Annotated in this window: 26 protein-coding genes and 2 tRNA genes; 25 read left to right on the top strand and 3 right to left on the bottom strand. The window is 60.8% G+C overall.

Annotated elements, in window-relative coordinates; translation table 11 throughout:
• The first annotated feature begins 63 nt into the window (after positions 1-63).
• The 25 genes from HRU81_05755 to pnp all read left to right on the top strand — a co-directional run bounded on the left by HRU81_05755 (position 64) and on the right by pnp (position 24,754).
• Positions 64-828, top strand: coding sequence for a triose-phosphate isomerase (locus tag HRU81_05755; GenBank protein ID QOJ33302.1), 765 nt, complete (start codon positions 64-66; stop codon positions 826-828).
• Positions 825-1,205, top strand: a complete 381-nt coding sequence (gene secG, locus HRU81_05750; protein ID QOJ31639.1) for a preprotein translocase subunit SecG — start codon at positions 825-827, stop codon at positions 1,203-1,205. Before HRU81_05755 ends, secG begins: the two co-directional genes overlap by 4 nt.
• Before the next feature lie 11 nt (positions 1,206-1,216).
• Positions 1,217-1,301: transfer RNA gene (locus tag HRU81_05745), tRNA-Leu, on the top strand.
• 75 nt (positions 1,302-1,376) lie between these two features.
• Positions 1,377-1,733 carry an NADH-quinone oxidoreductase subunit A gene (gene ndhC / locus HRU81_05740; GenBank protein ID QOJ31638.1) on the top strand — a complete coding sequence of 119 codons (357 nt, stop codon included), beginning with the start codon at positions 1,377-1,379 and terminating at the stop codon, positions 1,731-1,733.
• 17 nt (positions 1,734-1,750) lie between these two features.
• Positions 1,751-2,215, top strand: coding sequence for an NADH-quinone oxidoreductase subunit B (locus HRU81_05735; protein QOJ31637.1), 465 nt, complete (start codon positions 1,751-1,753; stop codon positions 2,213-2,215).
• A gap of 7 nt (positions 2,216-2,222) precedes the next feature.
• A complete protein-coding gene (locus HRU81_05730; protein QOJ31636.1) occupies positions 2,223-2,927 on the top strand; it encodes an NADH-quinone oxidoreductase subunit C in 705 nt (234 codons plus the stop codon).
• Positions 2,920-4,173: an NADH-quinone oxidoreductase subunit D gene (locus HRU81_05725; protein ID QOJ31635.1), complete on the top strand. Its 1,254-nt coding sequence runs from the start codon at positions 2,920-2,922 to the stop codon at positions 4,171-4,173. The genes HRU81_05730 and HRU81_05725 overlap by 8 nt, the downstream gene beginning before the upstream one ends.
• Before the next feature lie 7 nt (positions 4,174-4,180).
• Complete coding sequence (locus tag HRU81_05720) at positions 4,181-4,681, top strand: NAD(P)H-dependent oxidoreductase subunit E (protein ID QOJ31634.1); 501 nt, start codon at positions 4,181-4,183, stop codon at positions 4,679-4,681.
• A gap of 23 nt (positions 4,682-4,704) precedes the next feature.
• Positions 4,705-5,988, top strand: a complete 1,284-nt coding sequence (gene nuoF, locus HRU81_05715) for an NADH-quinone oxidoreductase subunit NuoF (GenBank protein ID QOJ33301.1) — start codon at positions 4,705-4,707, stop codon at positions 5,986-5,988.
• A 22-nt stretch (positions 5,989-6,010) separates the two neighbouring features.
• A complete protein-coding gene (locus HRU81_05710) occupies positions 6,011-8,206 on the top strand; it encodes an NADH-quinone oxidoreductase subunit G (protein ID QOJ31633.1) in 2,196 nt (731 codons plus the stop codon).
• A gap of 3 nt (positions 8,207-8,209) precedes the next feature.
• A complete protein-coding gene (gene nuoH, locus HRU81_05705; GenBank protein QOJ31632.1) occupies positions 8,210-9,295 on the top strand; it encodes an NADH-quinone oxidoreductase subunit NuoH in 1,086 nt (361 codons plus the stop codon).
• A 2-nt stretch (positions 9,296-9,297) separates the two neighbouring features.
• Positions 9,298-9,786 (top strand): NADH-quinone oxidoreductase subunit NuoI, encoded by a 489-nt coding sequence (nuoI, locus tag HRU81_05700; protein ID QOJ31631.1) that lies wholly within the window; start codon positions 9,298-9,300, stop codon positions 9,784-9,786.
• Between the two features lie 19 nt (positions 9,787-9,805).
• Positions 9,806-10,408, top strand: a complete 603-nt coding sequence (locus HRU81_05695; GenBank protein ID QOJ31630.1) for an NADH-quinone oxidoreductase subunit J — start codon at positions 9,806-9,808, stop codon at positions 10,406-10,408.
• Entirely contained in the window at positions 10,405-10,710 is a 306-nt protein-coding gene (nuoK, locus tag HRU81_05690) for an NADH-quinone oxidoreductase subunit NuoK (GenBank protein ID QOJ31629.1), read from the top strand. Before HRU81_05695 ends, nuoK begins: the two co-directional genes overlap by 4 nt.
• A gap of 2 nt (positions 10,711-10,712) precedes the next feature.
• Positions 10,713-12,674: an NADH-quinone oxidoreductase subunit L gene (nuoL, locus tag HRU81_05685; GenBank protein ID QOJ31628.1), complete on the top strand. Its 1,962-nt coding sequence runs from the start codon at positions 10,713-10,715 to the stop codon at positions 12,672-12,674.
• 67 nt (positions 12,675-12,741) lie between these two features.
• Positions 12,742-14,211: an NADH-quinone oxidoreductase subunit M gene (locus tag HRU81_05680; GenBank protein QOJ33300.1), complete on the top strand. Its 1,470-nt coding sequence runs from the start codon at positions 12,742-12,744 to the stop codon at positions 14,209-14,211.
• The gene (nuoN, locus tag HRU81_05675; protein QOJ31627.1) at positions 14,208-15,644 is read left to right on the top strand and encodes an NADH-quinone oxidoreductase subunit NuoN; all 1,437 of its coding nucleotides are present in this window, start codon (positions 14,208-14,210) and stop codon (positions 15,642-15,644) included. Before HRU81_05680 ends, nuoN begins: the two co-directional genes overlap by 4 nt.
• A 61-nt stretch (positions 15,645-15,705) precedes the next feature.
• A tRNA-Met gene (locus HRU81_05670) sits at positions 15,706-15,782 on the top strand.
• A 462-nt stretch (positions 15,783-16,244) separates the two neighbouring features.
• On the top strand, positions 16,245-16,718 hold the full coding sequence (locus HRU81_05665) for a ribosome maturation factor RimP (GenBank protein QOJ31626.1): 474 nt from the start codon (positions 16,245-16,247) through the stop codon (positions 16,716-16,718).
• 19 nt (positions 16,719-16,737) lie between these two features.
• Positions 16,738-18,243, top strand: coding sequence for a transcription termination/antitermination protein NusA (gene nusA, locus HRU81_05660; protein ID QOJ31625.1), 1,506 nt, complete (start codon positions 16,738-16,740; stop codon positions 18,241-18,243).
• A gap of 29 nt (positions 18,244-18,272) precedes the next feature.
• The gene (gene infB, locus HRU81_05655; protein ID QOJ31624.1) at positions 18,273-20,792 is read left to right on the top strand and encodes a translation initiation factor IF-2; all 2,520 of its coding nucleotides are present in this window, start codon (positions 18,273-18,275) and stop codon (positions 20,790-20,792) included.
• Between the two features lie 46 nt (positions 20,793-20,838).
• Complete coding sequence (gene rbfA / locus HRU81_05650; protein ID QOJ31623.1) at positions 20,839-21,249, top strand: 30S ribosome-binding factor RbfA; 411 nt, start codon at positions 20,839-20,841, stop codon at positions 21,247-21,249.
• Positions 21,239-22,207 (top strand): tRNA pseudouridine(55) synthase TruB, encoded by a 969-nt coding sequence (gene truB, locus HRU81_05645; protein ID QOJ33299.1) that lies wholly within the window; start codon positions 21,239-21,241, stop codon positions 22,205-22,207. The genes rbfA and truB overlap by 11 nt, the downstream gene beginning before the upstream one ends.
• Before the next feature lie 79 nt (positions 22,208-22,286).
• On the top strand, positions 22,287-22,556 hold the full coding sequence (rpsO, locus tag HRU81_05640; GenBank protein ID QOJ31622.1) for a 30S ribosomal protein S15: 270 nt from the start codon (positions 22,287-22,289) through the stop codon (positions 22,554-22,556).
• A gap of 110 nt (positions 22,557-22,666) precedes the next feature.
• Positions 22,667-24,754 carry a polyribonucleotide nucleotidyltransferase gene (pnp, locus tag HRU81_05635; protein ID QOJ33298.1) on the top strand — a complete coding sequence of 696 codons (2,088 nt, stop codon included), beginning with the start codon at positions 22,667-22,669 and terminating at the stop codon, positions 24,752-24,754.
• A 31-nt stretch (positions 24,755-24,785) separates the two neighbouring features.
• Here the strand turns inward: pnp and HRU81_05630 are convergent, their stop codons facing one another.
• The 3 genes from HRU81_05630 to queF all read right to left on the bottom strand — a co-directional run bounded on the left by HRU81_05630 (position 24,786) and on the right by queF (position 26,656).
• Entirely contained in the window at positions 24,786-25,145 is a 360-nt protein-coding gene (locus HRU81_05630; protein ID QOJ31621.1) for a polyhydroxyalkanoate synthesis repressor PhaR, read from the bottom strand.
• A gap of 243 nt (positions 25,146-25,388) precedes the next feature.
• A complete protein-coding gene (gene dksA / locus HRU81_05625; protein QOJ31620.1) occupies positions 25,389-26,138 on the bottom strand; it encodes an RNA polymerase-binding protein DksA in 750 nt (249 codons plus the stop codon).
• A 104-nt stretch (positions 26,139-26,242) separates the two neighbouring features.
• A complete protein-coding gene (queF, locus tag HRU81_05620; protein ID QOJ33297.1) occupies positions 26,243-26,656 on the bottom strand; it encodes an NADPH-dependent 7-cyano-7-deazaguanine reductase QueF in 414 nt (137 codons plus the stop codon).
• Positions 26,657-26,847 lie beyond the last annotated feature (191 nt).

The raw sequence follows: 26,847 nt of genomic DNA, 5'->3' as shown, positions 1-26,847 counted from the left end.
TTCGCGCCCGTCGAAGGTGCCCCGGTTCGCGCGGTGCCCTGCGTGTTCTCTGATGGGATCCTCATGAGGCGGCCTCTCGTCGCGGGAAACTGGAAGCTCCACGGAAGCCGGGCTTCCAACGCCAGCCTGCTCGGTGCAATCCGCGCCGGGCTGCATTCCGGCTGGGATATCGACGTCATGGTCTGCCCGCCGTTCGTGTACCTGGCGGAAGTATCGGCTGTGCTCCAGGGCAGCCCGGTGATGCTGGGGGCCCAGGATGCGGCGGCCGAGACCCAGGGCGCGTTCACCGGAGAGGTATCCGCGGTCATGCTGCGTGAGGTCGGCTGCAGTCATGTCCTGGTGGGGCATTCCGAGCGCCGTACCCTGTTTGGCGAAGCGGACGAGCTTGTCGCCCGCAAGTTCAGGGCCGTCGTTGCCGCCGGCATGTCGCCTGTCCTGTGCGTCGGCGAGACGCTGCAACAGCGCCAGGCCGGGACGACAGAGGTGGTGGTCCGGCGCCAGGTGGATGCGGTGCTGGATGTCGTTTCGGATGAGGAGCTGGCGCTCGGCATCATTGCCTACGAGCCGGTATGGGCCATCGGCACCGGCCATACGGCATCACCGCAGCAGGCGCAGGAAGTTCATTCCGTGATCCGGCATGCCGTGCTGGCCCGGTCTGCTAGAATAGGCGGTGAGCTTCGTATTCTGTACGGCGGCAGCGTAAAGGGATCAAATGCCCGGGAGCTGTTCGCCATGCCGGATATCGACGGTGGCCTGGTCGGGGGCGCATCCCTGGATGCGGCCGACTTTCTCAAGATCTGCAGCGCTGCTGCGGGAACAACGACATGACGACCATTCAAACGCTTCTGCTGGTGTTGCACGTGATCGTAGGCGTCATGATCGTCGGCTTGGTCCTTGTCCAGCGCGGCAAGGGTGCCGAGGCGGGCGCAGCCTTCGGCGCGGGTGCGTCAGCAACCGTTTTCGGCGCCAAGGGTTCAGCAAACTTCCTGTCCCGTTCAACGGCTGTCCTCGCAACCATCTTCTTTGCGACGAGCCTTGGGCTCGCGTACCTCGGTGCCGAGCGGCCGGTAGCCAAGAGCGTGATCGAGGGTGCCTCTGGAGCCGCGGGGATTACGCCGGCGCCTGGAAGTGAAGGGAAACCGGTGGACACTTCCCGGGTGCCCGATGGCGATGCACCGGCTCCCGCCGGCAGCACCGTGCCGTGAACTGACGCAATGCCGATGTGGTGGAATTGGTAGACACGCCGTCTTGAGGGGGCGGTGGCGCAAGCCGTGTGAGTTCGAGTCTCACCATCGGCACCATGGAATACTGATACGTTAGGCCGGCCTGGGTGCGCAGGCGTTGTGCGCAGGCCATGAGGCCTCGAGGTTACCAGCTTGCTGCAGAACTACCTGCCGGTGCTCATTTTCCTGGGTATCGCCACGGCCATTGGCCTGGTGCTCCTCGGGGCAGGGCTTTTGCTGGGGCGGGGGCAGAAGAGCGCCGAAAAGCTTTCCGCATACGAGTGTGGCTTCGAGGCATTTGAGGATACGCGGATGAAGTTCGACGTCCGCTATTACCTCGTGGCGATCCTGTTCATTGTGTTCGACCTGGAAATTGCCTTCCTGTTTCCTTGGGCCGTTGCACTCGACACCCTTGGCCTTGCGGGTCTGGTATCCATGGGGATCTTCCTGGCCGTACTGGTGGTCGGGTTCGTCTATGAATGGAAGAAGGGGGCACTCGAGTGGGATTGACGCAGAGCCCGCCTGAGATGCTGCAGCAACGCGGCTTTGTCGTGACCAAGATCGATGATCTGGTCAACTGGGCGCGTACCGGGTCACTCTGGCCCATGACGTTCGGCTTGGCCTGCTGTGCCGTGGAAATGATGCATGCGGGCGCGGCACGCTATGACCTTGACCGCTTCGGGGTCATTTTCCGTCCCAGTCCGAGGCAGTCCGACGTGATGATCGTCGCCGGGACGCTGACCAACAAGATGGCCCCTGCCTTGCGCAAGGTCTACGACCAGATGCCTGAGCCGAAGTGGGTGATCTCCATGGGCTCATGTGCCAACGGCGGCGGCTATTATCACTATTCCTACTCCGTTGTCCGCGGTTGCGATCGCATCGTGCCGGTGGACGTGTACGTGCCGGGCTGCCCGCCGACCGCCGAGGCCCTGCTCTACGGGATCCTGCAGTTGCAGAACAAGATCCGCCGCACCAGCACCTTTGCGCGTTAGGCCGCCGATGACTTCAAGATCCGCAGTACTGGCAGAGCGAATCGCAGGGCGATTCGGCGCTGAACTGCGCCATGTGCCTTCGCGAACCGGTGAGCTGACTTATGAAATCGGCAAGGCCGTGCTCCCCGAGGTTGCCCGCGCGCTCCGCGACGAACCGGAATTCGGGTTCGAGACCCTTGTGGATCTGTGTGGCGTCGACTATCTGGGCTACGGCGAGGCCGAGTGGAATACCTCGACGGCCACGGGTACGGGCTTCAGTCGCGCCGCCGTCCGCGAGGTCATCGTACCGGACCCCGGCTCGCCATTCGACCCAAGACGCTTTGCAGTCGTGTACCACCTGTTGTCCGTGAGCCAGAACTGGCGCCTGCGGCTGCGTACTTTCACTGGCAGTGACAATCCCCCGGTAGTGCCATCCCTGGTGGGTGTCTGGCAGGCTGCAGACTGGTACGAGCGGGAGGCGTTCGACCTCTTTGGCGTCCTTTTCGAGGGGCACCCGGACCTGCGTCGCCTGCTGACTGATTACGGATTCATCGGCCATCCGTTCCGCAAGGACTTTCCTGTCAGCGGCAACGTCGAGGTGCGCTACGACCCTGACAAGGAGAGGGTGATCTACCAGCCCGTCAGCATCGAGCCGCGCGTCTTGGTTCCAAAAACCATCCGCGATGACAACCGCTACATGCCGGATCTCAAGGACGGGCCTGCCCGTGGCTGAGTTCCAGCAGTTCACGCTCAATTTCGGACCGCAGCATCCCGCTGCCCACGGCGTGCTGCGCCTGGTTCTGGAAATGGATGGCGAGGTGATCCAGAAGGCGGACCCGCATGTCGGCCTGCTGCATCGGGGTACGGAGAAGCTGGCTGAAACCAAGCCGTTCAACCAGAGCATCGGCTACATGGACCGCCTCGACTACGTGTCCATGATGTGCAATGAGCACGGCTACGTTCTGGCAATCGAGAAGTTGCTGGGGGTGACACCGCCACCCCGTGCTCAGTACATCCGCGTGATGTTCGACGAGATCACGCGCATCCTGAATCACCTGCTCTGGCTGGGATGCCACGGGCTCGATATCGGCGCCATGACGGTCTTCCTCTACTGCTTCCGGGAGCGCGAGGACCTCATGGATTGCTATGAAGCGGTCTCCGGGACGCGGATGCATGCCACGTACTATCGGCCTGGCGGCGTGTACCGCGACCTCCCGGACTCGATGCCGCGCTACCGGGATTCCCGCTGGCGCTCCAGCGCGGAAGTCAAGCGCATGAATGAGACCCGCGACGGTACGTTGCTGGATTTCATCGAGGCGTTTACCGACCGGTTCCCGGCCTGTATCGACGAGTATGAAGCGCTGCTGACTGACAACCGGATCTGGAAGCAGCGCACCGTAAACATCGGGGTGGTCACACCCGAGCGCGCCATGCAGCTCGGCTTCACCGGCCCGATGTTGCGCGGCTCCGGAATTGCATGGGACTTGCGCAAGAAGCAGCCATACGAGGTCTATGCCGATCTCGACTTCGACATCCCTGTGGGCGTGAATGGCGATTGCTACGACCGGTATCTGGTGCGTATGGAGGAGCTCCGGCAGTCGAATCACCTCATCCGGCAGTGTGTCCGCTGGTTGCGCGCCAACCCCGGGCCGGTGACCGTGGACGATCACAAGCTGGTGCCACCATCCCGCGAAGACATGAAGGGAGACATGGAATCCCTGATCCATCATTTCAAGCTCTTCACGGAGGGGTATACGGTTCCCGCCGGGGAGACTTACGCCGCAGTTGAGCATCCAAAGGGCGAGTTTGGCGTCTACCTTGTTTCCGATGGCGCGAACAAGCCGTTTCGCGTCAAGGTCCGCGCCCCGGGATTTCCGCACCTCGCCGCACTGGACGACATGGTGCGCGGCCACATGCTTCCTGATGTCGTTGCCGTCATTGGCACGCAGGACATCGTCTTCGGCGAGATCGATCGATAGGAAAGCCATGCAGCCCAGCGACAAGACAGCGCTGCTCTCAAGCCATGTGCGCGAGGAAATCGATCACTGGGTCGCCAAGTTCCCCGCGGGTCGCCAACGATCGGCCGTCATTGGCGCGCTGCATGCCGTGCAGCACGAAAACGGTGGTTATCTCACGACTGAACTGATGGAAGCTGTTGCCGCTTACCTGAGCTTGCCTGCAATCCAGGTATTCGAGGTGGCATCGTTCTACTCAATGTTCGAGACCAGGCCGGTCGGCCGCCACAGCGTATCGGTATGCACCAACATATCGTGCATGCTCTGTGGTGGGGAGCAGTTGCTGGCTCACGTCGAGAAGCACCTTGGAATTGCTGTTGGCGAGAGCACGCCCGACGGCAGGATATTCCTGAAGAAGGAGGAAGAGTGCCTGGCTGCCTGTACCGGGGCGCCCATGATCATGGTTGATCACAAGTTCTACGAAAATGTCACGCCGGCGCGTGCCGACGAGATCCTGGACGCCCTGGAGTGAGCCCCTTGCACCCACAGCAGAACCTGGTCTGTCTCGAGACGCTAGGAGCCGACGTTCCGTGGAGTCTCGACACGTACCGGCGGGTCGGCGGTTATTCCGCCTGGGAGCAGATCCTGGCGGGTAAGCTCACCCGCGACCAGGTGATCGACACTGTGAAGGCATCAGGGCTGCGTGGCCGCGGCGGCGCAGGCTTTCCCACTGGAGTGAAGTGGAGCTTCATGCCGCGTGACAAGCCGATGCAGAAGTTCGTGGTGTGCAACTCGGACGAGAGCGAGCCCGGCACCTGTCATGACCGCGACATCCTGCGGTTCAATCCGCATGCCGTGATCGAGGGAATGGCCATTGGCGGCTACGCCATGAACGCCACTGTGGGCTACAACTATGTCCGCGGCGAGTTCCTCGACGAGCCAATACCGCGGTTCGAAGCAGCCCTCAAAGAGGCCTATGCGGCCGGTCTTCTCGGCCGGAACATCAGGGGCTCGGGGGTGGATTTCGACCTTCACGCCTTCGTCGGTGCCGGTGCCTACATCTGCGGTGAGGAAACAGGCTTGCTCGAGTCGCTGGAAGGCAAGCAGGGGCGTCCGCGCTTCAAGCCGCCTTTCCCGGCAAACAAGGGTCTGTTCGGCATGCCCACCACGATCAACAACACGCAGAGCTTCGCCTCCGTGCCGAAGATCCTGCGAGAGGGCCCGCAGTGGTTTTCGGCGCTTGGCCCGAAGGACTCCGGCGGCACGATGATCTTCTCCGTTTCCGGCCACGTGAACCGGCCGGGCAACTTCGAACTGCCATTGGGCATCAGCTTTCGCGAGCTGCTGGAAATCGCTGGTGGCGTGCGCGACGGCCGCGCCCTCAAAGCGGTGATCCCGGGCGGAGTGTCCGTACCGGTGGTACCTGGAGCGGTGATGATGGATGTCAGGATGGATTACGGCTCCGTGAAGGCTGCCGGGTCTGCCCTCGGCACGGGCGCTGTCATAGTCATGGATGAGACGACGTGCATGGTGTCGGTGCTGCGCCGGATAAGCCGCTTCTATCATGCGGAGTCCTGTGGGCAGTGCACGCCGTGCCGTGAGGGTACGGGCTGGATGCACAGGGTGCTGTCGCGGATCATCGCTGGCAAGGGGACACAGGAGGACCTCGACCTGCTGCTGGATGTGGCGAATCACATCGAGGGTCACACCATCTGCGCCTTCGGCGATGCCTCGGCATGGCCCGTGCAGAGCTTCCTCAGGCATTTCCGTCACGAGTTCGAGTACATGGTCGCAAACGCTGGTCGGTCCCTTGTCGAGGTGCAACCCGAAGCCGCTTGAGGCCGCCGGGCAGGATGCAGTCATGAGCCAGGACAAGTGCACGATCCAGGTCAACGGCGTCGAGGTCGAGGCGCGACCTGGCCAGATGCTGATCGAAGTGACCGATGCCGTCGACGCATATGTGCCACGCTTCTGTTACCACACGAAGCTTTCGGTGGCAGCCAATTGCCGCATGTGTCTCGTCGAAGTGGAGAACGCGCCGAAGCCGATGCCGGCCTGCGCCACGCCTGTGGCGCCTGGCATGAAGGTGCACACCAGATCACGACGAGCCATTGATGCCCAGCGGGCGACGATGGAATTCCTGCTTATCAACCATCCGCTCGACTGCCCCATCTGTGATCAGGGCGGGGAGTGCGAGTTGCAGGATCTTGCTCTTGGATTCGGGCGCGACATTTCCCGCTTTTCGGAGCGCAAGCGGGTGGTGCGCGACAAGAATATCGGTCCGCTGATCTCCACCGACATGACCCGCTGCATCCACTGCACCCGCTGCGTACGGTTTACCCAGGAGATTGCTGGATTCCAGGAGCTCGGGACGATCGGTCGTGGCGATCGAGTCGAGATTTCGCCCTACATCGAACGCAGCGTGAAACATGAACTCTCGGGCAACATCATTGACCTTTGCCCTGTAGGTGCACTGAACAGCAAACCGTTCCGCTTCTCGGCACGTGCCTGGGAAATGCAGCAGCGGCCGCTGGTGGCGGGCCACGATGGCCTCGGCGCTCACATCCTCGCCCATGTCATGAACGGCAAGGTCAAGCGGGTGGTGCCAGAGGCTTGTGAAGATATCAACGAGACTTGGGCCTCCGACCGCGACCGGTTCAGCTACGAGGGTCTGTATGCCACGGATCGGCTTGTCCAGCCTCAGCTGCGGGGCGCTGATGGCTGGCGGCCTGTCTCGTGGGCTGAAGCACTGGACGCCACAGCCGCGGGATTGCAGCGGGTCCAGGGCGCTGGCGTCGCGGCACTGGTTTCGCCAAGTGTCACGATTGAGGAGGGGTACCTGCTGCAGCGGCTGTTGTCGCACATGGGGTCAGCCAATATCGACTACCGCCTGCGTCGCCGGGATTTCCGTGACCAGGAGCAGGATGCCGAGATTCCCTGGCTCGGCATGTCCGTGGCAGAAGTTGAAGGTCTGGAGCAGGTGCTGGTAATCGGCAGCAATATCCGCAAGGAGGTGCCCCTGCTGGCCCACCGCTTGCGCAAGGCAGCACTCCGGGGCGCTGGGGTGGGGTTCATCAATCCCGCCCCGTATCCAATGCTCTTTCCCGTGGCTGACACGATGGTTGGCAGCACGGAGGACTTCTGGTTGCAGTTGGCTGTCCTGGTGCGTGCGGCAGCTGCTGGCGCTGAGCGGCAGGCAGACCTGGCGCGACTGCTCGATCAGGCTCCGGCACCGGAAGAGCGGCATCACCAGGCGCTGGCTCGTTTGCGTGGAGCAGGGCGCTCCGCCATTTTCCTGGGCAACATTGCCATGCGCCACCCGCGGTTTGCCGAGATCGATGCGCTGGCGCGAGCGCTCGCCCGGTTCACCGGCGCAGCGCTAGGCTACATTCCGGAAGGAGCCAATGCCGTCGGACTTGCACTCGCCGGCGCCTTGCCCCATCGCGAAGCAGGTGGCCGTCTCCGGGCACAGGCTGGCGCGAGTGCCGAGAAGATCATCCAGGCAGCGCCGTCGGGCCTGATCCTGTATGGCATCGAGCCGGAGTTCGACTGCGCGGGGGGCGCGACCTTGCAACGAGCGGCTGGTGACGGCCGGTTTGTTGTCTCGTTTTCGGCTTTCCACGGCAATTCGTTGCAGTCGCTGGCAGACGTGTTGTTGCCCATTGGCACGTATTTCGAAACCGACGGGACTTTCGTCAACTTCTCGGGCCAATGGCAGTCCTTTGCGGCAGCGGTGCAACCTCCTGGCGAGACACGACCCGGCTGGAAAGTGCTGCGAGTGCTGGGCGAGCGCCTGGGTGTGGCACGCTTCGATTACGCCGCGGCCGATGCCATTGCAGCCGAGGTCCGCACACTGGCCGGAGAGCTATTGCCGGGTGAGCTGACGCGGTCCCGTGCTGCGCCAGGTGCCGCCCCGAGGTCGACGGCCATTGCCGGTGTCGATCTGGATGTGCCGATGTACCAGGTGGATGCATTGCTGCGGCGGGCGAGCTCGCTGCAACAGACCGACGACGGGCTGATGGGCGTGGAAGCCGCGGAGGGGCGCCGTACCGCGTGAGTCATGATTGACTGGTTGAACGAACTTCTGGGGTTCCTGCCTGATGGGCTGCGCGAGATCGTAGTCCAGGTGGTCTACATTGCGCTGCAGATCGTGCCGCTGGTGGTGGTGCTTATCCTGTGCGTGGCCTTCCTCACCTACCTGGAGCGGAAGGTCATCGGCTACATGCAGAACCGCATCGGTCCGAACAGGGTCGGGCCCAGGGGCTGGTTCCAGCCCTTTGCGGATGTCATCAAGCTGCTTCTGAAGGAAGTGGTCGTGCCGTCACGGGCGAACCGCTTCCTGTTCTTCGTTGCGCCACTGCTGTCGATCGTACCCGCGCTGGCCACCTGGGCGGTCATGCCACTATTCCCGGGCTATGCGATCGCGCAGATCGATGCCGCACTGCTGTACATCCTCGCGCTGACATCCCTGGCGGTCTACGGCGTCATTCTCGCCGGCTGGGCTTCGAACTCGAAGTATGCCTTCCTGGGCGCCATGCGCTCTGCGGCACAGATCGTGGCGTACGAGATTGCCATGGGGTTCGCGCTCGTTGGCGTGCTGATGGCAGGCGGCAGCCTGAATCTCGGGGTTATCACCGAAGCACAGTCTGGTGGCTTTCTGCGCTGGTTCTGGTTGCCACTGTTCCCGCTCTTCCTGGTGTATTTCATTTCCGGCGTGGCTGAGACGAATCGCGCGCCATTCGATGTCGCCGAGGGTGAATCCGAGATTGTTGCCGGCTTCCATGTCGAGTATTCCGGCGTGGCTTTTGCCATCTTCTTCCTTGCCGAATACGCCAACATGATCCTCATTGCGGGCCTGACTGCGGTGATGTTCTTTGGCGGATGGCACTCGTTCTTCGCCGGGCCGTGGTTCATGGGCCTGGAAGGCACGCCACTCGGGTTTCTGCGACAGCCGTCGCTGGCCTGGTTGTGCCTGAAGATCGCGTTCTTTCTCTTCTGTTTCCTGTGGCTGCGAGCCACGTTTCCGCGCTACCGCTATGACCAGATCATGCGCCTGGGATGGAAGGTGTTCATCCCGGTGACGCTCGTCTGGATCATGCTGGAGGGCGCCATGATGGTGGCCCAAGTCGGTCCCTGGAGCGATTGACGATGAATTCCGTGACTTCGGCAATCAAGACCCTTTCGTTGTGGGACCTTCTTGTGGGGTTGCGCGTGACGTTGCGGAACCTGTTCGTGAAGAAGGTTACCATCCAGTACCCGGAGGAGAAGACCCCGCAATCACCACGCTTCCGCGGGCTGCATGCGCTGCGCCGCTATCCAAACGGTGAGGAGCGCTGCATCGCCTGCAAGCTTTGCCAGGCCGTATGTCCAGCTGCGGCCATCACCATCGAGTCGGACGTGGCCATGGATGGCACGCGGCGCACCACGCGGTATGACATTGATCTTTTCAAGTGCATTTACTGCGGCTTCTGCGAGGAGGCATGTCCGGTGGATGCCATCGTCGAGACCCGGCTGTACGAGTACCACATGGAGCAGCCTGGCCAGAACATCATGACCAAGGACAAGCTCCTTGCGATCGGAGACAAATACGAACCCATGATCGCCGCCGACAAGTTGGCGGACGCCCGGTTCCGCTGAGCGTGCAGGAAGGCGACGAATGATCACCTTGCTCATGTTCTGGTGTCTGGCGCTGGTCCTGGTTGGTGCGGCAATGGGCGTCATTGTCTCCAGGAATCCGGTCTATGCGGCCATGTACCTGATCCTGGCTTTCGTGACCAGTGCGGTGCTGTGGCTGTTGCTGGAGGCCGAGTTCCTGGCAATCGTACTGGTGCTGGTGTACGTGGGCGCGGTGATGGTGCTGTTCCTGTTTGTCGTTATGATGCTTGATGTGAATGTGGCGGCCGTGCGCGAGGGCTTCACCCGTTATGCGCCCATCGGCAGCGTGGTAGCGGCGATCATGGTTGCCGAGGTGCTCAGCCTGGTCTGGATGAAGACGTCCGGGATGCCTCTGGCTGCACCGCTCGTGAGTCAGGGCCCGGACCATAGCAACACCCGCGAAATAGGCCTTGCGCTGTTTGGCGGACACGTCTTCGAGTTCGAGCTTGCCGCTTTCGTCCTGCTGCTGGCCATAGTCGCGGCCATCATGCTGACCCAGCGCCAGCGTCCAGGCCTGAAGGTCCAGGACATTTCCGCACAGGTCAAGGTACGTCGTGAGGATCGGGTACGAATCGTCAAGGTGCAGGCGGAGCGGGACGCATGATTACGCTGACGCACTACATGGCCTTGTCAGCCTTGCTCCTGGCGATCAGCGTGGCGGGCATTTTCATCAATCGCAAGAATGTCATCATTCTGTTGATGTGCGTTGAGTTGCTGCTGCTGGCCGTCAACTTCAACTTCATCGCGTTGTCCCGATTCATGGGTGATGCTACAGGCCAGGTTTTCGTCTTCTTCATCCTGACGGTGGCAGCGGCGGAGTCGGCAATCGGCCTGGCCATCCTGGTGGTGATATTCAGGACCCGACGGAGCATCAACGTCCAGGAACTGGATGTACTGCGAGGTTGACCGTGAGCAGCAGCGTATATCTCGCCATCATTCTTTGCCCTCTCGCTGCGGCGCTGCTGGCTGGGCTGGCTGGCCGCCTCATCGGCCGTTCTGGTGCGCATTCGGTAACCATTCTGGCCGTCGGTGCGTCATTCGTCATGTCGCTGATGGCCCTGCGCGAACAGCTCGAGCCCAATGCCATACCGTTCAACCAGGAGGTTTATACCTGGCTGGTGACGGACGGGGTGCGCTTGCAGGTCGGGTTCCTCGTTGATCGCCTGACAGCGCTGATGATGACGGTGGTGACCTTCGTGTCGCTGATGGTGCATGTCTACACAATCGGCTACATGCATGACGATCCGGGGTATCAACGGTTTTTCAGTCATATCTCGCTGTTTACCTTCGCCATGCTCATGCTGGTGATGTCCAACAACTTCATGCAGCTGTACTTTGGCTGGGAAGCGGTGGGTCTCGTCTCCTATCTCCTCATTGGCTTCTGGTACAAGCGGCCGGCGGCGATCTTCGCCAACCTCAAGGCATTCCTGGTGAACAGGGTGGGCGATTTCGGCATGCTGCTGGGAATCGCCACCATCCTGGCGTTTACCGGGAGTCTGGACTATCAGGAGGTATTTGCGCAGGCGGCAACCCTCGAAGGCCAGCGAATAGAGATTTTTCCGGGCAGCCCATGGTCGGTCGCTACGGTGGCTTGCCTGGGCTTGTTCGTGGGCGCCATGGCCAAGTCCGCACAGATGCCGCTGCACGTCTGGCTGCCTGACTCCATGGAAGGCCCGACACCGATTTCGGCCCTGATCCACGCCGCGACCATGGTTACGGCAGGCGTGTTCCTGCTGGCGAGAATGTCACCGCTGTTCGAGCATTCGCAGACAGCGCTGAGTGTCGTGCTGGTGGTGGGTGCGACCACCGCATTACTGACCGGATTCATCGGCGTCGTGCAGGATGACATCAAGCGAGTGGTGGCATACTCGACGCTGTCGCAGCTGGGCTACATGACCACGGCCCTGGGTGCATCGGCTTACGCCGCCGGCATTTTCCACCTCATGACGCATGCGTTCTTCAAGGCGCTGCTTTTTCTCGCCGCCGGCTCAGTCATCGTCGGCATGCACCATGAGCAGGACATACGCAGGATGGGTGGCCTGCGCCGCTACATGCCGATCACGTACTGGACGAGCCTGGTTGGCTCCCTGGCGCTGATCGGCTTTCCGGGGTTCTCAGGGTTCTTTTCCAAGGATGCGCTCATCGAGGCCGTTGGCTTGGCGGAAATGCCGGGCGCAGGGTATGCCTATTTCTGCCTGGTGATTGGTGTCTTTGTCACGGCCCTGTATTCGTTCCGGATGTTCTTTCTGGTCTTTCATGGCAAGGAACGCATGGACGAGGAAACCCGGCACCACCTTCGGGAATCGCCATGGGTCATCACGGTCCCGCTGATGCTCCTGGCAATTCCGTCCGTGGCTATCGGCTGGCCAGCCATTGGCTCGCTCTTGTTCGGAACCTTCTTCGACGGAGCGATTGTGGTCAACAGTAGTCATGACGTACTCGCTGAGCTGGGTCGAGAGTTCCATGGGCCAGGCCAGTTCGTTCTGCACGGCATGCTCGGCTGGCCGCTACCGCTATCGATGGCTGGAGTGGCCCTGGCGTGGTATGCATACCTGCGAAATCCTGCGGTACCCGGGATGGTCAGGCGGCGCCTGAGCGGAATCCACGCGGTGCTCGTGAACAAGTACTACTTCGACGAGTTCAACGACAAGGTCATCGCGCGTGGTGCGCGTGGCGTTGGCACCCTGTTCTGGCGGATTGGAGATGCGCTGCTCATCGATGGTGCAGTGGTCAATGGCAGCGCGAGGACGCTTGGCTGGATTGCGGGATACATGCGCCGTGGCCAGACCGGATACCTGTACCACTATGCCTTCGCCATGATCATCAGCCTGGCGGTACTCCTTGCCTGGATCATTTTCCGGGGCGGCTGACGCCCTTGCAGGATCACTTCGAGTGGGACTTCTCAGTTTACTGATCGCGCTACCTATCGGTGGCGGAATGCTGGTACTGGCCAGTGGTCGTGGCGCAGCGGCGGGTGGATTCCGTGCCGATCGCTGGCTCGCGCTTCTGGCCTCACTGGCTACATTTGCGGCCAGCCTGCTGCTGTGGACGGGTTTCGACCGGACAACCTGGCATATGCAGTTTGTCGAGCGCCTGCCCTGGGTGCCGGCATTCAGAGTTGAGTACTTCCTGGGCGTCGATGGATTTTCGATGCCGCTGATCGTACTGACTACCTTCCTGACGCCGTTGGTGATCATTGCTGGCTGGGAGACAATCAAACTCAGACCAGCGCAATACTTTGCGGCCTTCCTGATCCTCGAGGGCCTGATGATCGGCGTCTTTGCCGCGCTGGATGCATTTCTTTTCTATGTCTTCTGGGAGGCCATGCTGATCCCGATGTTTGTAATCATCGGTGTCTGGGGAGGTGAGCGACGCATTTACGCAACCGTAAAGTTCTTCCTGTATACGTTCCTTGGTTCGGTGCTCATGCTGGTGGCGCTCATTTACCTCTACCTGCAAGCCGATAGCTATAGCATCCTCGATTTCCATGCACTGCCGCTCTCACTCACAGAGCAGATCTGGATATTCCTGGCCCTTCTCGTCGCATTTGCAGTCAAGGTACCCATGTGGCCCGTTCACACATGGCTCCCGGATGCGCATGTGGAAGCGCCGACCGGTGGATCGGTGATCCTGGCCGCAATTCTCTTGAAGGTGGGCGGCTACGGCTTCGTTCGCTTCAGCCTCCCCGTGACCCCGGATGCCGCGGGCCTGCTGGCACCGGTGATGATCGCATTGTCGCTGGTGGCCGTGGTCTACATCGGCCTGGTGGCGCTGGTGCAGCAGGACCTGAAGAAGCTCATCGCTTACTCGTCCGTCGCACACATGGGGTTCGTCACCCTTGGATTATTTCTGGCATGGGGAATCCTGTCCCGGACGGGAGAACTTCCCGGTGTATCCATGGGCATCACCGGCGGCATGGTGCAGATGATCTCCCACGGATTCGTTTCAGGCGCACTGTTCCTCTGCGTTGGCGTCCTGTATGACCGCATGCATACCCGTGAGATTGCCGCATATGGTGGAGTGGTGAACACGATGCCGCGGTTTGCGGCATTCATGGTGCTTTTCGCCATGGCCAATTCGGGGTTGCCAGGGACATCGGGTTTCGTCGGTGAGTTCCTGGTGATATTGGCAAGTTTCCAGGCTAATTTCTGGTACGCATTCCTGGCCGCGACCACGCTGGTCCTCGGTGCGGCGTACACGCTCTGGATGGTCAAGCGCGTCGTGTTCGGCCCGGTAGCCAATGAGGGTGTGGCGGCATTGCAGGATCTGAACGCGCGGGAATTCCTGGTCCTCGGGCTGGTTGCGGTGGCTGTCATGGTGCTCGGTCTATGGCCAGCACCATTGGTAGACGTCCTGTCGGCCTCCGTGGATAACCTTGCCAACCACATTACCCAGTCCAAATTATGAATGGCGATGTCATGAGCTATCTCGGGGCATGCCTGCCCGAGATCGTGGTGGGTGCCGGAATATGCGCGGTGCTGCTGGTTGGCGTCTTCGCCAGGGATAGCCGCAATCTCCTCTACCTGCTGACCCTGGCATGCCTGGTCGTGGCGGCCTGGGTGACCGGGTCCGGCGATCCGACTGCCACGATCTTGATGCCGGGCGGGGCCTTTGTTCAGGATCCGATGACACGGTTTCTGAAGTTGTTCGTGTTCGCCGTCGTGGCAGTTGTGTTCGTGTATTCCCGTGCTTACCTGAGCGAGCGCAAGCTCGTGGCCGCGGAATTCTATGCGCTGGGCCTGTTTGCGCTCCTCGGGATCCTCGTCATGATTTCCTCGGCGAGTTTCCTGGCGATGTACCTCGGCCTTGAAACCCTGTCACTGGCGCTGTATGCCATGGTGGCGTTCGAGCGGGATTCGGCAGTAGGTGCTGAGGCCGCCATGAAGTACTTTGTGCTGGGTGCCATTGCATCCGGTTGCCTCCTTTATGGAATTTCTCTTCTCTACGGGGTCACGGGCAGCATCATGTTCAGCAGCATCGCGGCTGCGCTGGAGCCTGGGGCGGCCGGGCAGACGGGGGCCCTGGTAGGGCTCGCTTTCGTGATGGTGGGTGTTGCCTTCAAGTTCGGTGCAGCGCCCTTTCACATGTGGGTGCCCGATGTATACCAGGGCGCGCCCACCTGTGTTTCGCTGTTTGTCGCTACCGCACCGGAAGTCGCGGCATTTGCCCTGACCATGCGAATTCTGGTTGATGCGTTGGGCCCGATCGACATGGACTGGCAATTGATCCTGTCCGTGCTGGCGGTCCTGTCGCTGGGGATAGGCAATCTCGTTGCCATCATGCAGACGAATATCAAGCGCATGCTTGCGTATTCGACGATTGCGCATGTCGGCTTCATCCTGCTTGGGTTTCTGTCCGGGCAGGGAGGTGGCGTGCAGGCCGCCCTCTACTACACGGTCATATATGTCCTGATGGCCGCAGGCGCGTTCGGTGTCGTGCTGTTGCTTGCCAGCGGTGGTTCTGATGCCGATCTGCTGGATGACTTCAGGGGCCTCAACCGTCGCAGCCCGTGGTTTGCGCTGATGATGCTGATTGTGATGTTCAGCATGATCGGTGTTCCGCCATTCGCGGGCTTCTACGCAAAGTGGTGGATACTCCTGGCTTTGCTCGAGTCGGGCCAAGCCCTGCTCGCTACGGCTGCGGTGATTTTTTCGGTGATAGGTGCCTTCTACTACCTGCGAATCGTGCATCTGATGTATTTCGATGAAGGTGCCGGCCTGCCTGCTGTAAGTGCTCCCGCGGACTTCCGGGTGATGCTCAGCGTCAATGCCTTGATTTTGCTCGGGCTGGGCCTGTTTCCTGCGGGGCTGCTGGAGCTCTGCGCGCGCGCGCTGGGCTGACCAGCTGCTGCAACCATTGCGGTGCACCCGAAGGAGGGGTAGTATCGCGGCCGCAAACCGGTGCGGGGTGGAGCAGTCTGGCAGCTCGTCGGGCTCATAACCCGAAGGTCGCAGGTTCAAATCCTGCCCCCGCTACCAAATTCCGTGTGGAAGGCCGTGCACCAGCACGGCCTTCCGCGGTTTTGGGGGCTGCTTCCTTCGGCTCTCGTGTCCATTCGCTTCCGTATCGGCTGCCGGAATCGCTTCGCCTGGCAGCCAGTTGGTTTAGATCACGTGGGCAAAGAGCTGCCCGCAGGCCTATCCGAACCAAGGGTTTACCGTACCGGGCCCGGACGGCTAGAATACTCACTGGTGTGATAGGGTCCGGCTTGGCAGCTAGGCAGCCGGACACAAGGGCGCTTGGGCTCGTCGATCTGGTGGCAGTCGCCGGGTCGGTCGTTTCGCGCAATCAGGATCTGCGGAAGTGGCCCCCGTCGGGGCTATTTCTTTTTTGCAGCCGTGCTTCGTCAGCACTGACGGAGCCGGGCGCTGCAGACGATGGGCCCTTTGGCCCATTTTTTGTTTATTGCGGTCGTGAGCAATAGAACTGGCTGAAGGTGGATGGCGGCAAACAGGCAGGTGATTTGGGAATTGCTCGAACCGACGGTGGTGAGTGTGGGCTTCGAGCTGGCGGACCTCGAGGTCGACTTTGGCCATGGACGGGGCCTGATTCGGCTATTCATCGATTCCGAGAGTGGCGTGACGGTGGATGATTGCGAGCGCGTGAGCCGCCAGGTGAGCAGCGCACTTGATGTTGCCGAGTTGGTCGGTGGCCAATACCGCCTGGAAGTGTCGTCTCCCGGGCTGGATCGCCGCTTGGTGAAGCCAGCGCATTTCGACAGGTTTGCCGGCGCGCAGGTCAGGGTAAAGCTCCGCAGGCTTGTCGATGGTCGGCGGCAGATCCGTGGCACTCTGGTTGCGCGCCATGGAAACATGATTGAAGTGTCGAGTGACGGTGGTGCACAGCGCATAGCGCTGGCAGATGTGGAAATGGTTCGTCTGGTTCCAGAATTTCATGGGGCCGCGGGCAATTGAAGGCGCGGAAGTTGGTCTTATGAACAAAGAAATCCTCAATGTGGTCGATGTAGTCTCCAATGAGAAGGGCGTTGAGAAGGAGATCATATTCGAGGCGCTGGAAGCAGCACTGGCGTCGGCAACGCGTAAGCGACATGGCGACGGGATAGACGCTCGTGTGAGCATTGACCGCAAGACCGGAGATTACGAAACGTTTCAGCGTTGGAAGGTGTTTGCCGACGACTCGAAGGAGTTGGAGTTTCCCGACAAGGAATTGAGGATGATCGATGCTGTCGACATAGATGCGGCGGCCGAGCCTGGTGGCTATGTCGAAGTCCCGATCGAGTCGGTGGATTTTGGCCGAATCGCTGCGCAGACCGCCAAACAGGTCATTGTGCAGAAGGTTCGCGAAGCCGAGCGAAAGAAGGTTGTCGAGGAGTTTGCGGGTCGTGTTGGTCAGCTGTTGAGCGGTGTTGTCAAGCGGGTGGATCGGAACGGAATCTTCCTTGATCTCGGCAGCAATGCCGAAGGCTTCATTCCGCGCGAGAACATGATTCCGCGAGAACCGGTCCGGACACAGGACCGGATGAAGGCGTTGCTGCGCGAAGTTCGCTCGGAGCTCCGCGGCCCGCAGCTGTTTTTGAGCCGGACGGCGCCGCAGTTTCTCGTGGAACTTGTCAAAATCGAAGTTCCGGAAGTTGGTCAGGGGCTGATCGAGATCATGGGCGCTGCCCGCGATCCCGGCTTGCGAGCCAAAATTGCCGTCAAGAGCAATGATTCGCGTATCGATCCAGTTGGTGCATGCGTCGGTATGCGCGGTTCACGCGTCACGGCCGTGTCGAATGAACTGGCGGGGGAGCGGGTGGACATCATCCCCTGGGACGACAATCCGGCCCAGTTTGTAATCAATGCGATGTCTCCCGCTGAGGTGAGTTCCATCGTGGTAGATGAAGAATCGCACAGCATGGACATTGCCGTAGCGGAGGACAAACTGTCCCAGGCCATCGGCCGTGGAGGGCAGAACATCCGCCTTGCCAGTGAACTGACTGGCTGGGAACTCAATGTGATGAGCGAGGCTGCAGCGGACGAGAAGAGCGAGCAGGAGGCCCGGACGGTTGTCGAGCTCTTCATGAAGCAGCTCGATGTGGACGAGGATGTGGCACTCATTCTGGTGCAGGAGGGATTCTCGACAATCGAGGAGATCGCATACGTGCCCGCGGCGGAACTTCTCGGAATCGAGGAATTCGATCAGCAGATCGTCGATGAGCTGCGCAGCCGTGCGCGCGACGTGTTGTTGACGATGGCCATTGCCACCGAGGAGACCGCGGGCGGGGCGCAGCCGGCTGAGGACCTTCTGGCGCTGGCAGGCATGGATGTAGCCCTGGCCAGGCAGCTGGCCAGTCGTGGAGTGATCACCCGTGAGGATCTCGCGGAGCAGGCGGTCGATGATCTTGCCGACATCGATGGACTGGATGCGGCCCGTGCAGCTTCGCTGATCATGACGGCACGTGCCCACTGGTTCGAAAACGAAGAGAGCCCAGCCTGAGGGCTGGCTATCCTGATCGGAGCAATCGCATGTCGGATGTGACCGTAGCCCAGTTTGCCGAGGTGCTGAAGGTACCCGTCGAGCGCTTGCTGGTGCAGCTTGATGAAGCGGGAATCAGCGTCAGCGGCGCTGACGCTGTCATCAGCGACGATGCCAAGATGGAGCTGTTGACTCATCTCCGCCGCAGCCATGGTCATGGCGAGGAGAATGCAGCAGGCGGGGCGCCTAAGAAGATTACGCTCAAACGGCGCACCCAAAGCGAGATTCGCCTGGCCAGCAATCAGGGTAGGGCACGGACGGTCAACGTCGAGATCCGACGCAAGCGCACCTACGTGAAGCGTGACGAACTCGAGAAGGAGGCTCGGCAGCAGCAGGAAGAGGTCGATCGAAAGCGCCGCGAGGAAGAGGAATCCCGCCTCGAGCAGGAGCGGCGTGAGCGTGCGGAGCTTGAGCGCGTCGAGCGCGAGCGCCATGAGAGGGAGGCGCGCGAGCAGGAGGCGGCCCGCCTAAAGGCCGAGGAGGAAGCCAAGGCGGCGGAGGAAGCCCGCCGGCAGAAGGAGGCGAAGAAGCGAGAGACTGGCGAGCGCGAGCGGGCGGCTGGAGATACCCGCGGCTGGGCGAAGACAGGCGGGGAAGCCGAGCGTACTCCGGTTGATGACAAGTCAACGCGCTATGGCCGGCAGGAGCTGCATGTGGCCAGCGACATCAGCAGCCGCAGAAAAAAGAAGCGCCCGACCCGCCGCGGAGGTGCAGTCACAGTGGACGCTCGCCACGGATTCGAGCGGCCGACGACTCCGGTGGTGCGTGCGGTAGAGATTCCGGAATCCATCAAGGTTTCCGAGTTGGCGCAGAAGATGGCCGTAAAGGGCAGTGAGGTCATTAAGGTACTGATGAAGCTCGGTATCATGGCCACCATCAATCAGGTGATAGACCAGGATACGGCGACTCTGGTTGTTGAAGAGATGGGTCATGAACCCAGGGCAGCCCAGAGCGGCGGTCTCGAGGCGGAGATCCTCGCTAGGGTCGGTGCTGCCGGCGAGCTACGGTCCAGACCTCCGGTTGTAACGATCATGGGTCATGTCGACCACGGCAAGACTTCGCTACTGGATTTCATCCGCAGCACCAAGGTTGCTGCAGGCGAGGCGGGCGGAATTACGCAACATATCGGCGCTTATCGAATTGAAACCCCGAATGGCCAGATTGCGTTTCTCGATACGCCAGGCCACGAGGCGTTCACGGCGATGCGCGCTCGCGGCGCAAAGGTGACGGACATTGTGGTCCTGGTAGTGGCGGCAGATGATGGTGTGAAGCCACAAACCGAAGAGGCGATCCAGCATGCCCGCGCCGCCGGTGTTCCCATTGTCGTGGCTATCAACAAGATCGACAAGTCCGACGCCGATCCGGAGCGCGTTCGCAACGAACTCGTTCAGCGGGGAGTAGTGCCCGAAGAGTGGGGTGGTGAAACGTTATTTGTGAACGTATCGGCCCGCACCGGGGAGGGAGTGGACAAGTTGCTGGAATCCCTGTTGTTGCAAGCCGAGTTGCTGGATCTTGCTGCTCCGGGAGATGGTCCGGCTACTGGAGTGGTGATCGAATCTGGCCTGGAGAAGGGCCGCGGCGCCGTGGCAACGGTGCTGGTCACTGGCGGACTGCTGCGCCAGGGCGATGTGCTGCTAGCGGGTCAGGAGTACGGCCGCGTGCGTGTCATGTACGATGCCGCTTCCAATCCCGTCAAGGAGGCAGGTGCATCAACACCCGTTGTGGTGCTCGGTCTCTCGGGAATTCCTGCAGCGGGAGATGACGCCGTGGTTCTGCCTGACGAGCGGCAGGCACGCGAGCTTTCCGATTTGCGCAAGGCGCGAACCAGGGATACGAAACTGGCCCAGCAGCAGTCCTCCAAGCTTGAAGATGTATTTAGCCAGCTGCAGTCTGGCGTGAAGTCCGTGCAGCTATTGATCAAGGCCGATGTCCATGGTAGCTCGGAGGCATTGCGCGATGCGCTGGCCAAACTCGCTACGAGCGAGGTACAGGTCAAGGTAATCGGCAGCAGTGTAGGTGGCATCACTGAATCGGATGTCAACCTGGCGGCGGCATCCGGTGCCACGATCATCGGTTTCAATGTCCGGGCAGATGGCGCGGCGCGAGATGCCATCAAGGCTACAGGCGTCGACGTTCGGTACTACAGCATTATTTATCAGGCGATCGATGACGTGCGATCAGCAATGACCGGCATGCTGGCTCCGGAAGTACGCGACCAGATAGTCGGGCTGGCGGAGGTTCGGGATGTCTTCCGGTCGCCGAAGTTCGGTAGCGTAGCCGGGTGCCTGGTGGTCGATGGGTATGTGAAGCGCAGCAATCCTGTGCGCGTCCTGCGCGATAATGTCGTGATATTCGAGGGTGAGCTCGATTCACTGCGGCGATTCAAGGACGATGTGACGGAAGTCCGTGCTGGAACGGAATGCGGTATCGGCGTGCGCAATTACCATGATGTCAGGGTTGGCGACCAGATCGAGTGCTTCGAGCGGATCGAGGTAGCCAGAACCTTGTGAGCATGCTGACACCCGAATCAACAGGCAGCAGTGCGGGAATCTGAGCATGCCGAGAGAGTTTCCGCGAAGTCGTCGTGTCGGGGAGGCAATCCAGCGTATCCTGGGGGAGGCACTGGCTGCACGGATCAGGGATCCGAGGCTTATCGGGGTCACGATAACCCAGGTAGAGGTATCACGTGACCTGTCAGTGGCACGCGTCTTCTATGCGGTTCTCGGCAGGGATGCGCCGCCAAACGAAATTGAAGCCGGTCTTCGCGCGGCACATGGATTCCTGCGGTCGGCAATCGCACGGGAATTGCGCGTACGCAAAGTGCCTGAGCTGCGCTTCCGGCATGACGATGCCTTGGCCAAGGCGCAGTCCCTGGACCGGCTGATCGAGCAGGCTGTGGCTCTGCCTTCACCCGGCAAGACCGAGCAGGTGTCAAATGCTGGGCATCAGGCTGACCATGACCAGTGATACCGTGGCACGCCACCGGCCACGTCGGCTGGTCGACGGGATACTTCTCCTGGACAAGCCGTCAGGCATGTCGTCAAACCGTGCGCTTCAGCGGGTCAAGGCCCTGTTCAATGCGCACAAGGCCGGCCATACGGGAAGCCTTGACCCATTGGCGACGGGAATGCTTCCGATCTGCCTGGGTGATGGAACGAAGATGGCCGGCCATCTTCTCGACGCCGAGAAGCTGTATCGGGTTCAGCTGGCGTTCGGCCTGGAGACTTCAACAGGTGACGCTGAGGGCCTGACACAAGCAAGGGGAGTGGAGGCAGTCGAAAGGAGGAGCCTCGAAGTGGTGCTTCGGTTGTTTCTCGGGACCAGCCTGCAGATTCCGCCCATGCATTCCGCGTTGAAGCTCAATGGGCGGCCCCTGTATCGGCTGGCCAGAACAGGTCACACGGTTGATCGTGCGCCACGCCAGATCACCATACGGGACCTGGCTATCGAAGAATACGACCCCCATGTGCCGGTGCTCAGGGTTCGATGCAGTAAAGGCACCTACATTCGCACCCTGGTGGAGGACATTGCGCGCAAGGCAGGAACCGTGGCCCATGTGGCCGAGCTGCGCAGGATATGCATTTGGCCATTCTCTGGCCAGGCAATGATTGATCTTGAGCACCTTGAGCGGGTTGCGGTGGAATCTCCAGGGGATCTGGACCGACTGTTGCTGCCCATGGACGCAGCGCTGGGTGCCCTGCCGGAGGTTCATTTGGGGCCTGCCGAGACTGGACGGCTCAGGCAAGGTCAGGCCGTGGACGAGGTTGATGCGCCCGGGCCCGCTAAAGACAGCCTGGTTCGCTTGTACGGTCCGGGCAGCCAGTTCTTGGGGGTTGGCGAGCGAGACTCGCAGGGCAGGATCCTGCCGCGCCGGTTGGTCCGTGCCTCGATTAGCTCCCCTCGGCCCTCCGCAGGCTGTAACTGATGGCGGACCAAGGGTACAATATGGCCGGTTTTAAGCAGGCAAGATCAGAAAATCGAGAGTTCTCAAGGAGCAGTAGCTGATGTCCCTGTCGGCAGAGCAGAAGTCCAAAGTCATTTCAGAAAACCGCCGCGGTGCTGCAGATACCGGGTCACCCGAGGTACAGGTTGCTTTGCTGTCGGCCCGTATCAACGAACTGACCGACCATTTTGCAAAGCACAAGAAGGATCATCACTCCAGGCGTGGGCTCTTGAAGATGGTCAACCAGCGGCGGAAGTTGCTGGACTATCTGAAGGACACCGATGGCGATCGGTACAAGATCCTGATCGACAAGCTGGGCTTGCGCCGCTGAGCGATCGGGTCCCGATCGCTGATTCGTCAGTTTTCATCCCGACGACGCCGGCTTCGCGAAGCGCGATGACGGTACCTTTTCAGATTACTTGAAGGCAGGTGGACACAGTGCTGTCGGCAAAAAAAGTTTCGTTCCCCTACGGGGAGCATGAGGTCACCCTGGAAACCGGTGAAATCGCCCGGCAGGCGGACGGTGCGGTTCTGGTTAGCATGGCGGAGACAGTGGTGCTGGTGACCGCGGTTGCGGAAAAGTCCGCGAGTGAGAACCGCGACTTCTTTCCGCTCACTGTCAATTACCAGGAGAAAACCTACGCTGCCGGCCGCATACCCGGCGGCTTCTTCAAGCGGGAAGGTCGCCCTGGTGAAAAGGAAACCCTGACTTCTCGACTGATTGACAGGCCGATACGGCCACTGTTCCCTGAGGGCTTCTACAACGAGGTCCAGGTCATTGCTACCGTGGTGTCCATCAATCCTGAAGTCGATCCGGATATTCCGGCGATGATCGGCGCATCGGCAGCCCTTGCGCTTGCTGGCGTGCCGTTTGGCGGCCCGATTGCCGGCGCCCGCGTCGGATACATCGATGGACGCTATGTGCTGAATCCCGCCAGGAGCCAGATGGAAAAGTCACAGATGGACCTGGTCGTTGCCGGAACTTCGTCTGCGGTCCTCATGGTTGAATCCGAGATCAAGTGCCTGTCGGAGGAAGTTGTCCTCGACGGTGTGATGTTCGGACATGACCGCCTGCGGGTCGCCATCGACGCGATCAGGGATCTCGTCAAGCAGTGCGGGAAGCCTGCATGGGACTGGAAGCCACCCCAGATTGATCATGCGCTACGCAAGGCTGTGGAGGAATCGTCGAGCAAGGAGTTGGACGAGGCGTACAAGATTCGGGAGAAGCAGAAGCGCTCCAATCGCGTTGCCGAGTTGAAGGCGCAGGCGGTTGCGCTGCTGGCTGCGGGTGAGAAGCCCACGTGGAGTGCCGAACAGGTTGGCGACGAGTTTTCCGCGCTGGAGAGCCGGATCGTGCGGGAACGCGTGATCAAGGGCGAGGCGCGCATTGATGGCCGGGATTACACCACCGTGCGGCCGATTACCATTCGAACAGGGGTGCTGCCGCGCACGCATGGGTCGGCATTGTTTACCCGCGGTGAGACCCAGGCACTTGTAGTTACGACGCTTGGCACGGATCGCGACGCTCAGATCATCGATGCGCTCAGCGGCGAACATCGGGACCGTTTCATGCTCCACTACAATTTCCCGCCGTATGCGACAGGCGAGATTTCGTTTATGTCCTCGCCGAAGCGGCGCGAGATCGGCCATGGCCGCCTGGCGCGGCGGGCAATCTCTGCCGTGCTGCCTGATATGGCCAAATTTCCCTACGTTGTCCGCGTGGTATCTGAAGTCACGGAGTCCAATGGGTCCAGCTCGATGGCCTCAGTTTGTGGAGCCAGCTTGGCCCTGATGGATGCGGGTGTACCAACCTCCGCCCCGGTGGCTGGCGTAGCCATGGGTCTCGTGAAGGAGGGTGACCGCTATCAGGTGCTAACCGACATCCTTGGCGACGAAGACCACCTGGGAGACATGGATTTCAAGGTGGCAGGGACCACAAAGGGTGTCACTGCTTTGCAGATGGATATCAAGATCGACGGCATCACCGCCGACATCATGCGCGACGCCCTGAAGCAGGCTCGCGAGGCGCGTCTGCATATTCTTGCGCAGATGAGTCAGGTGCTGGATACGCCAAGGCAGAAGATGTCCGAATGGGCGCCGACGATCATCACCATCAAGATCGACCCCGAAAAGATTCGTGATGTTATCGGCAAGGGCGGTTCAGTGATTCGGGCGATCACAGAGGAAACCGGTACGACAATTGATATTGATAACGACGGGACCGTAAAGATTGCATCCGTCGATGCAGTATCTGGTCGCGAAGCGCAGCGCCGTGTCGAGTTGATTACGGCTGATGTCGAGGTAGGCCAGATTTACGAGGGGCGGGTAGCCCGCCTCATGGATTTCGGTGCCTTTGTCACGATTCTCCCGGGTCGGGACGGCTTGGTGCACATATCACAAATTTCCGACGAACGTGTCGAGCGAGTAAGCGATCGACTGCAGGAAGGAGATGTGGTCCGCGTCAAGGTGCTCGAGGTCGACCGTCAAGGCCGCATACGCCTCAGTATGCGCAACCTTGACGCGGCGTAGCGGAACGCTGCGCAGCGCAGCCACAACGTTACTAGAGCAGGCTGACATCTGCCTCGGCAGGGAATCGCGTCCCGCGGTTGTCTGTCAGGGCAGCACGCAGGGCTGTCTGTAGACGTGCGCCTAGTCCAGGGTCGCGTTCCCTGCCGGACAGACGAATCAGCGCTGCGAGAAACTCTGCTGTCAACAGCGGGGCTCCGGACCGCTCGGCCTCGCCGATGATCTGGAGTAATACGGCGGTGGTAATGTCCGTGCCGCTGCCTTGATCTATGACCTTGATATCACTGCCAGCATTGATGACGCGGCGGAGATCCTCTAGGTTGACATAGCGGCTTTCAGCTGTGTCGTAAAGCCGACGGTTGACGTACTTCCTGATAAGCCTGGATTCGTTCATTTCGCTGCCCTTCTGGACGTTGGAGTCCACTTCTTCCAGACTGCCGGTGGTATCCGGCCAGCCAAACTGGAGCTTTGGACAAAGCTGGAGGGCAGATAGTTCGCTGCGTAGTGCCTTCTGGAGAAGGCTAATCGTAATTAGCGTATAAACAATAGCTTACGCTATCTTCTTAGTGAAGATCAGTCTTGACCGCACGTTCTGGGAGCAGCATCTGGCGACTTCGGGCCGCATTCGGGGAGGCGGCTAGAAGCCATCCTCACGGTCCCGATACTGGCGCTCGGCCACCTCACGCCGTTCCTGTGCCTCGACTGACAGAGTGGCGACAGGACGAGCCTCCAGGCGCCTCAGGCCGATTTCCTCTCCCGTCTCCTCACAATACCCGTAGGTGCCATCCTCGATGCGCCCCAGGGCCGCTTCGATCTTCTTGAGAAGCTTGCGCTCCCGATCACGCGTGCGCAGTTCCAGTCCGAACTCTGACTCCTGGGTTGCTCGATCGTTGGGGTCAGGGAAATTGCTGGCTTCGTCCTGCATGTGGTGGACGGTCCGGTCAACGCCTTCCATCAATTCGCGCTTCCAGGCGGCAAGGATATTTCGGAAATGCTCCCGCTGGCGATCATTCATATAGGCTTCGCCAGCCCGGGGCTGATAAGGCGGAATGCCATGAATCAACCCAACGCTGCCGGGAACAGGACCTGTATCAGGCTTGCGGACGAGGGGCGCGGTGCGCTTCTGTGAAGTCTTGGCGGCTGGCTGTCGCACACTGGTTTGAGCGGCTGCCTTGCGGCCAGCAGAGGGCTTGCCGAGGGCCTTCTTTGCAGCGGCTTGGCCTACCTTCGGATTCGAGAGCCTGTCCTTGGCCCTGACACTTGCAGACGCCTTGTCTCCTGCTCGCTTGGCGGCAGATGCAGCAGATTTCCTGCCCTCAACGCCACCCTTGCGAGCCGTAGTCTTCGCCCTTTTCGTGCTGGTGGAGCGCTTTTTCTTTGCGGCCATACGCGATGCGTCCGGTTCTCAGGAAACGCGGAATTATACATACGACTCCACGTGGTGGAATACCGCCCTTGGGCCCTTGCCATGGCTGCGGAACCGGGCGAAATTCAGGCACCTAGGGATGGGTCCGGGGCAGGCCCGACCCAGCCGGGCTGCCGATGTTCGGCCACGATGGTGGTATAGATGCCACCCCGGACGTTGAACGCGGCAGTCAGGCGCATGTAGCGCGGGACCAAGACGGTTACCAGGTCGTCCAGAATCCGGTTGGTTACCGCCTCATGGAATGTACCCTGGTCCCGGAATGACCAAACGTAGAGCTTCAGCGCCTTCAGTTCGACGCAGTAGCGATCAGGTACATAGTCCAGAGTCAGGACAGCGAAATCGGGTTGCCCGGTCTTCGGACACAAGCAGGTGAACTCGGGTATGCGAATGCGGATGATATAATCGCGCTCGCCGTTGGGGTTGCTGAAGGTTTCCAGCAACGCTGGCGACGGTGTGGTTGTCGTCTGATGCGAGCTCATCATGCCGGAACCTGTGTGGCGCTGGTGTGCCGAGCAAATTTTACCTTACACTACGGCCCTGCGCGAACCATGGCTCGGGGAAGCTGGCCACGTGTCCTTCAGAGGCATGGGTTACAGGTTTGGCATGGCGGAGGTGTCCAGTGCGAGGTCCAAACAGAGCGCCTGCAATTGCGCGCGGCTCGGCTGAGTGT

It is taken from the genome of Gammaproteobacteria bacterium (genome assembly GCA_015709695.1).
GTDB lineage: Bacteria > Pseudomonadota > Gammaproteobacteria > Steroidobacterales.
The sequence above is the reverse complement of the archived record's forward strand: the minus strand, read 5'-3'. Positions and strand labels throughout refer to the sequence as shown.

Excerpts from the sequence above, each read along its gene's own strand:
- HRU81_05665 (QOJ31626.1), top strand. The coding sequence starts at position 16,245 with ATGGCGGCAAACAGGCAGGTGATTTGGGAATTGCTCGAACCGACGGTG.
- nuoI (QOJ31631.1), top strand. The coding sequence starts at position 9,298 with ATGAATTCCGTGACTTCGGCAATCAAGACCCTTTCGTTGTGGGACCTT.
- nuoN (QOJ31627.1), top strand. The coding sequence starts at position 14,208 with ATGAATGGCGATGTCATGAGCTATCTCGGGGCATGCCTGCCCGAGATC.
- HRU81_05720 (QOJ31634.1), top strand. The coding sequence starts at position 4,181 with ATGCAGCCCAGCGACAAGACAGCGCTGCTCTCAAGCCATGTGCGCGAG.
- infB (QOJ31624.1), top strand. The coding sequence starts at position 18,273 with ATGTCGGATGTGACCGTAGCCCAGTTTGCCGAGGTGCTGAAGGTACCC.
- HRU81_05630 (QOJ31621.1), bottom strand. The coding sequence starts at position 25,145 with ATGAACGAATCCAGGCTTATCAGGAAGTACGTCAACCGTCGGCTTTAC.
- dksA (QOJ31620.1), bottom strand. The coding sequence starts at position 26,138 with ATGGCCGCAAAGAAAAAGCGCTCCACCAGCACGAAAAGGGCGAAGACT.
- nuoK (QOJ31629.1), top strand. The coding sequence starts at position 10,405 with ATGATTACGCTGACGCACTACATGGCCTTGTCAGCCTTGCTCCTGGCG.
- HRU81_05680 (QOJ33300.1), top strand. The coding sequence starts at position 12,742 with ATGCTGGTACTGGCCAGTGGTCGTGGCGCAGCGGCGGGTGGATTCCGT.
- queF (QOJ33297.1), bottom strand. The coding sequence starts at position 26,656 with ATGAGCTCGCATCAGACGACAACCACACCGTCGCCAGCGTTGCTGGAA.
- rpsO (QOJ31622.1), top strand. The coding sequence starts at position 22,287 with ATGTCCCTGTCGGCAGAGCAGAAGTCCAAAGTCATTTCAGAAAACCGC.
- HRU81_05695 (QOJ31630.1), top strand. The coding sequence starts at position 9,806 with ATGATCACCTTGCTCATGTTCTGGTGTCTGGCGCTGGTCCTGGTTGGT.
- nuoH (QOJ31632.1), top strand. The coding sequence starts at position 8,210 with ATGATTGACTGGTTGAACGAACTTCTGGGGTTCCTGCCTGATGGGCTG.
- HRU81_05755 (QOJ33302.1), top strand. The coding sequence starts at position 64 with ATGAGGCGGCCTCTCGTCGCGGGAAACTGGAAGCTCCACGGAAGCCGG.
- truB (QOJ33299.1), top strand. The coding sequence starts at position 21,239 with ATGACCAGTGATACCGTGGCACGCCACCGGCCACGTCGGCTGGTCGAC.
- nusA (QOJ31625.1), top strand. The coding sequence starts at position 16,738 with ATGAACAAAGAAATCCTCAATGTGGTCGATGTAGTCTCCAATGAGAAG.
- HRU81_05730 (QOJ31636.1), top strand. The coding sequence starts at position 2,223 with ATGACTTCAAGATCCGCAGTACTGGCAGAGCGAATCGCAGGGCGATTC.
- HRU81_05710 (QOJ31633.1), top strand. The coding sequence starts at position 6,011 with ATGAGCCAGGACAAGTGCACGATCCAGGTCAACGGCGTCGAGGTCGAG.
- rbfA (QOJ31623.1), top strand. The coding sequence starts at position 20,839 with ATGCCGAGAGAGTTTCCGCGAAGTCGTCGTGTCGGGGAGGCAATCCAG.
- secG (QOJ31639.1), top strand. The coding sequence starts at position 825 with ATGACGACCATTCAAACGCTTCTGCTGGTGTTGCACGTGATCGTAGGC.
- HRU81_05735 (QOJ31637.1), top strand. The coding sequence starts at position 1,751 with ATGCTGCAGCAACGCGGCTTTGTCGTGACCAAGATCGATGATCTGGTC.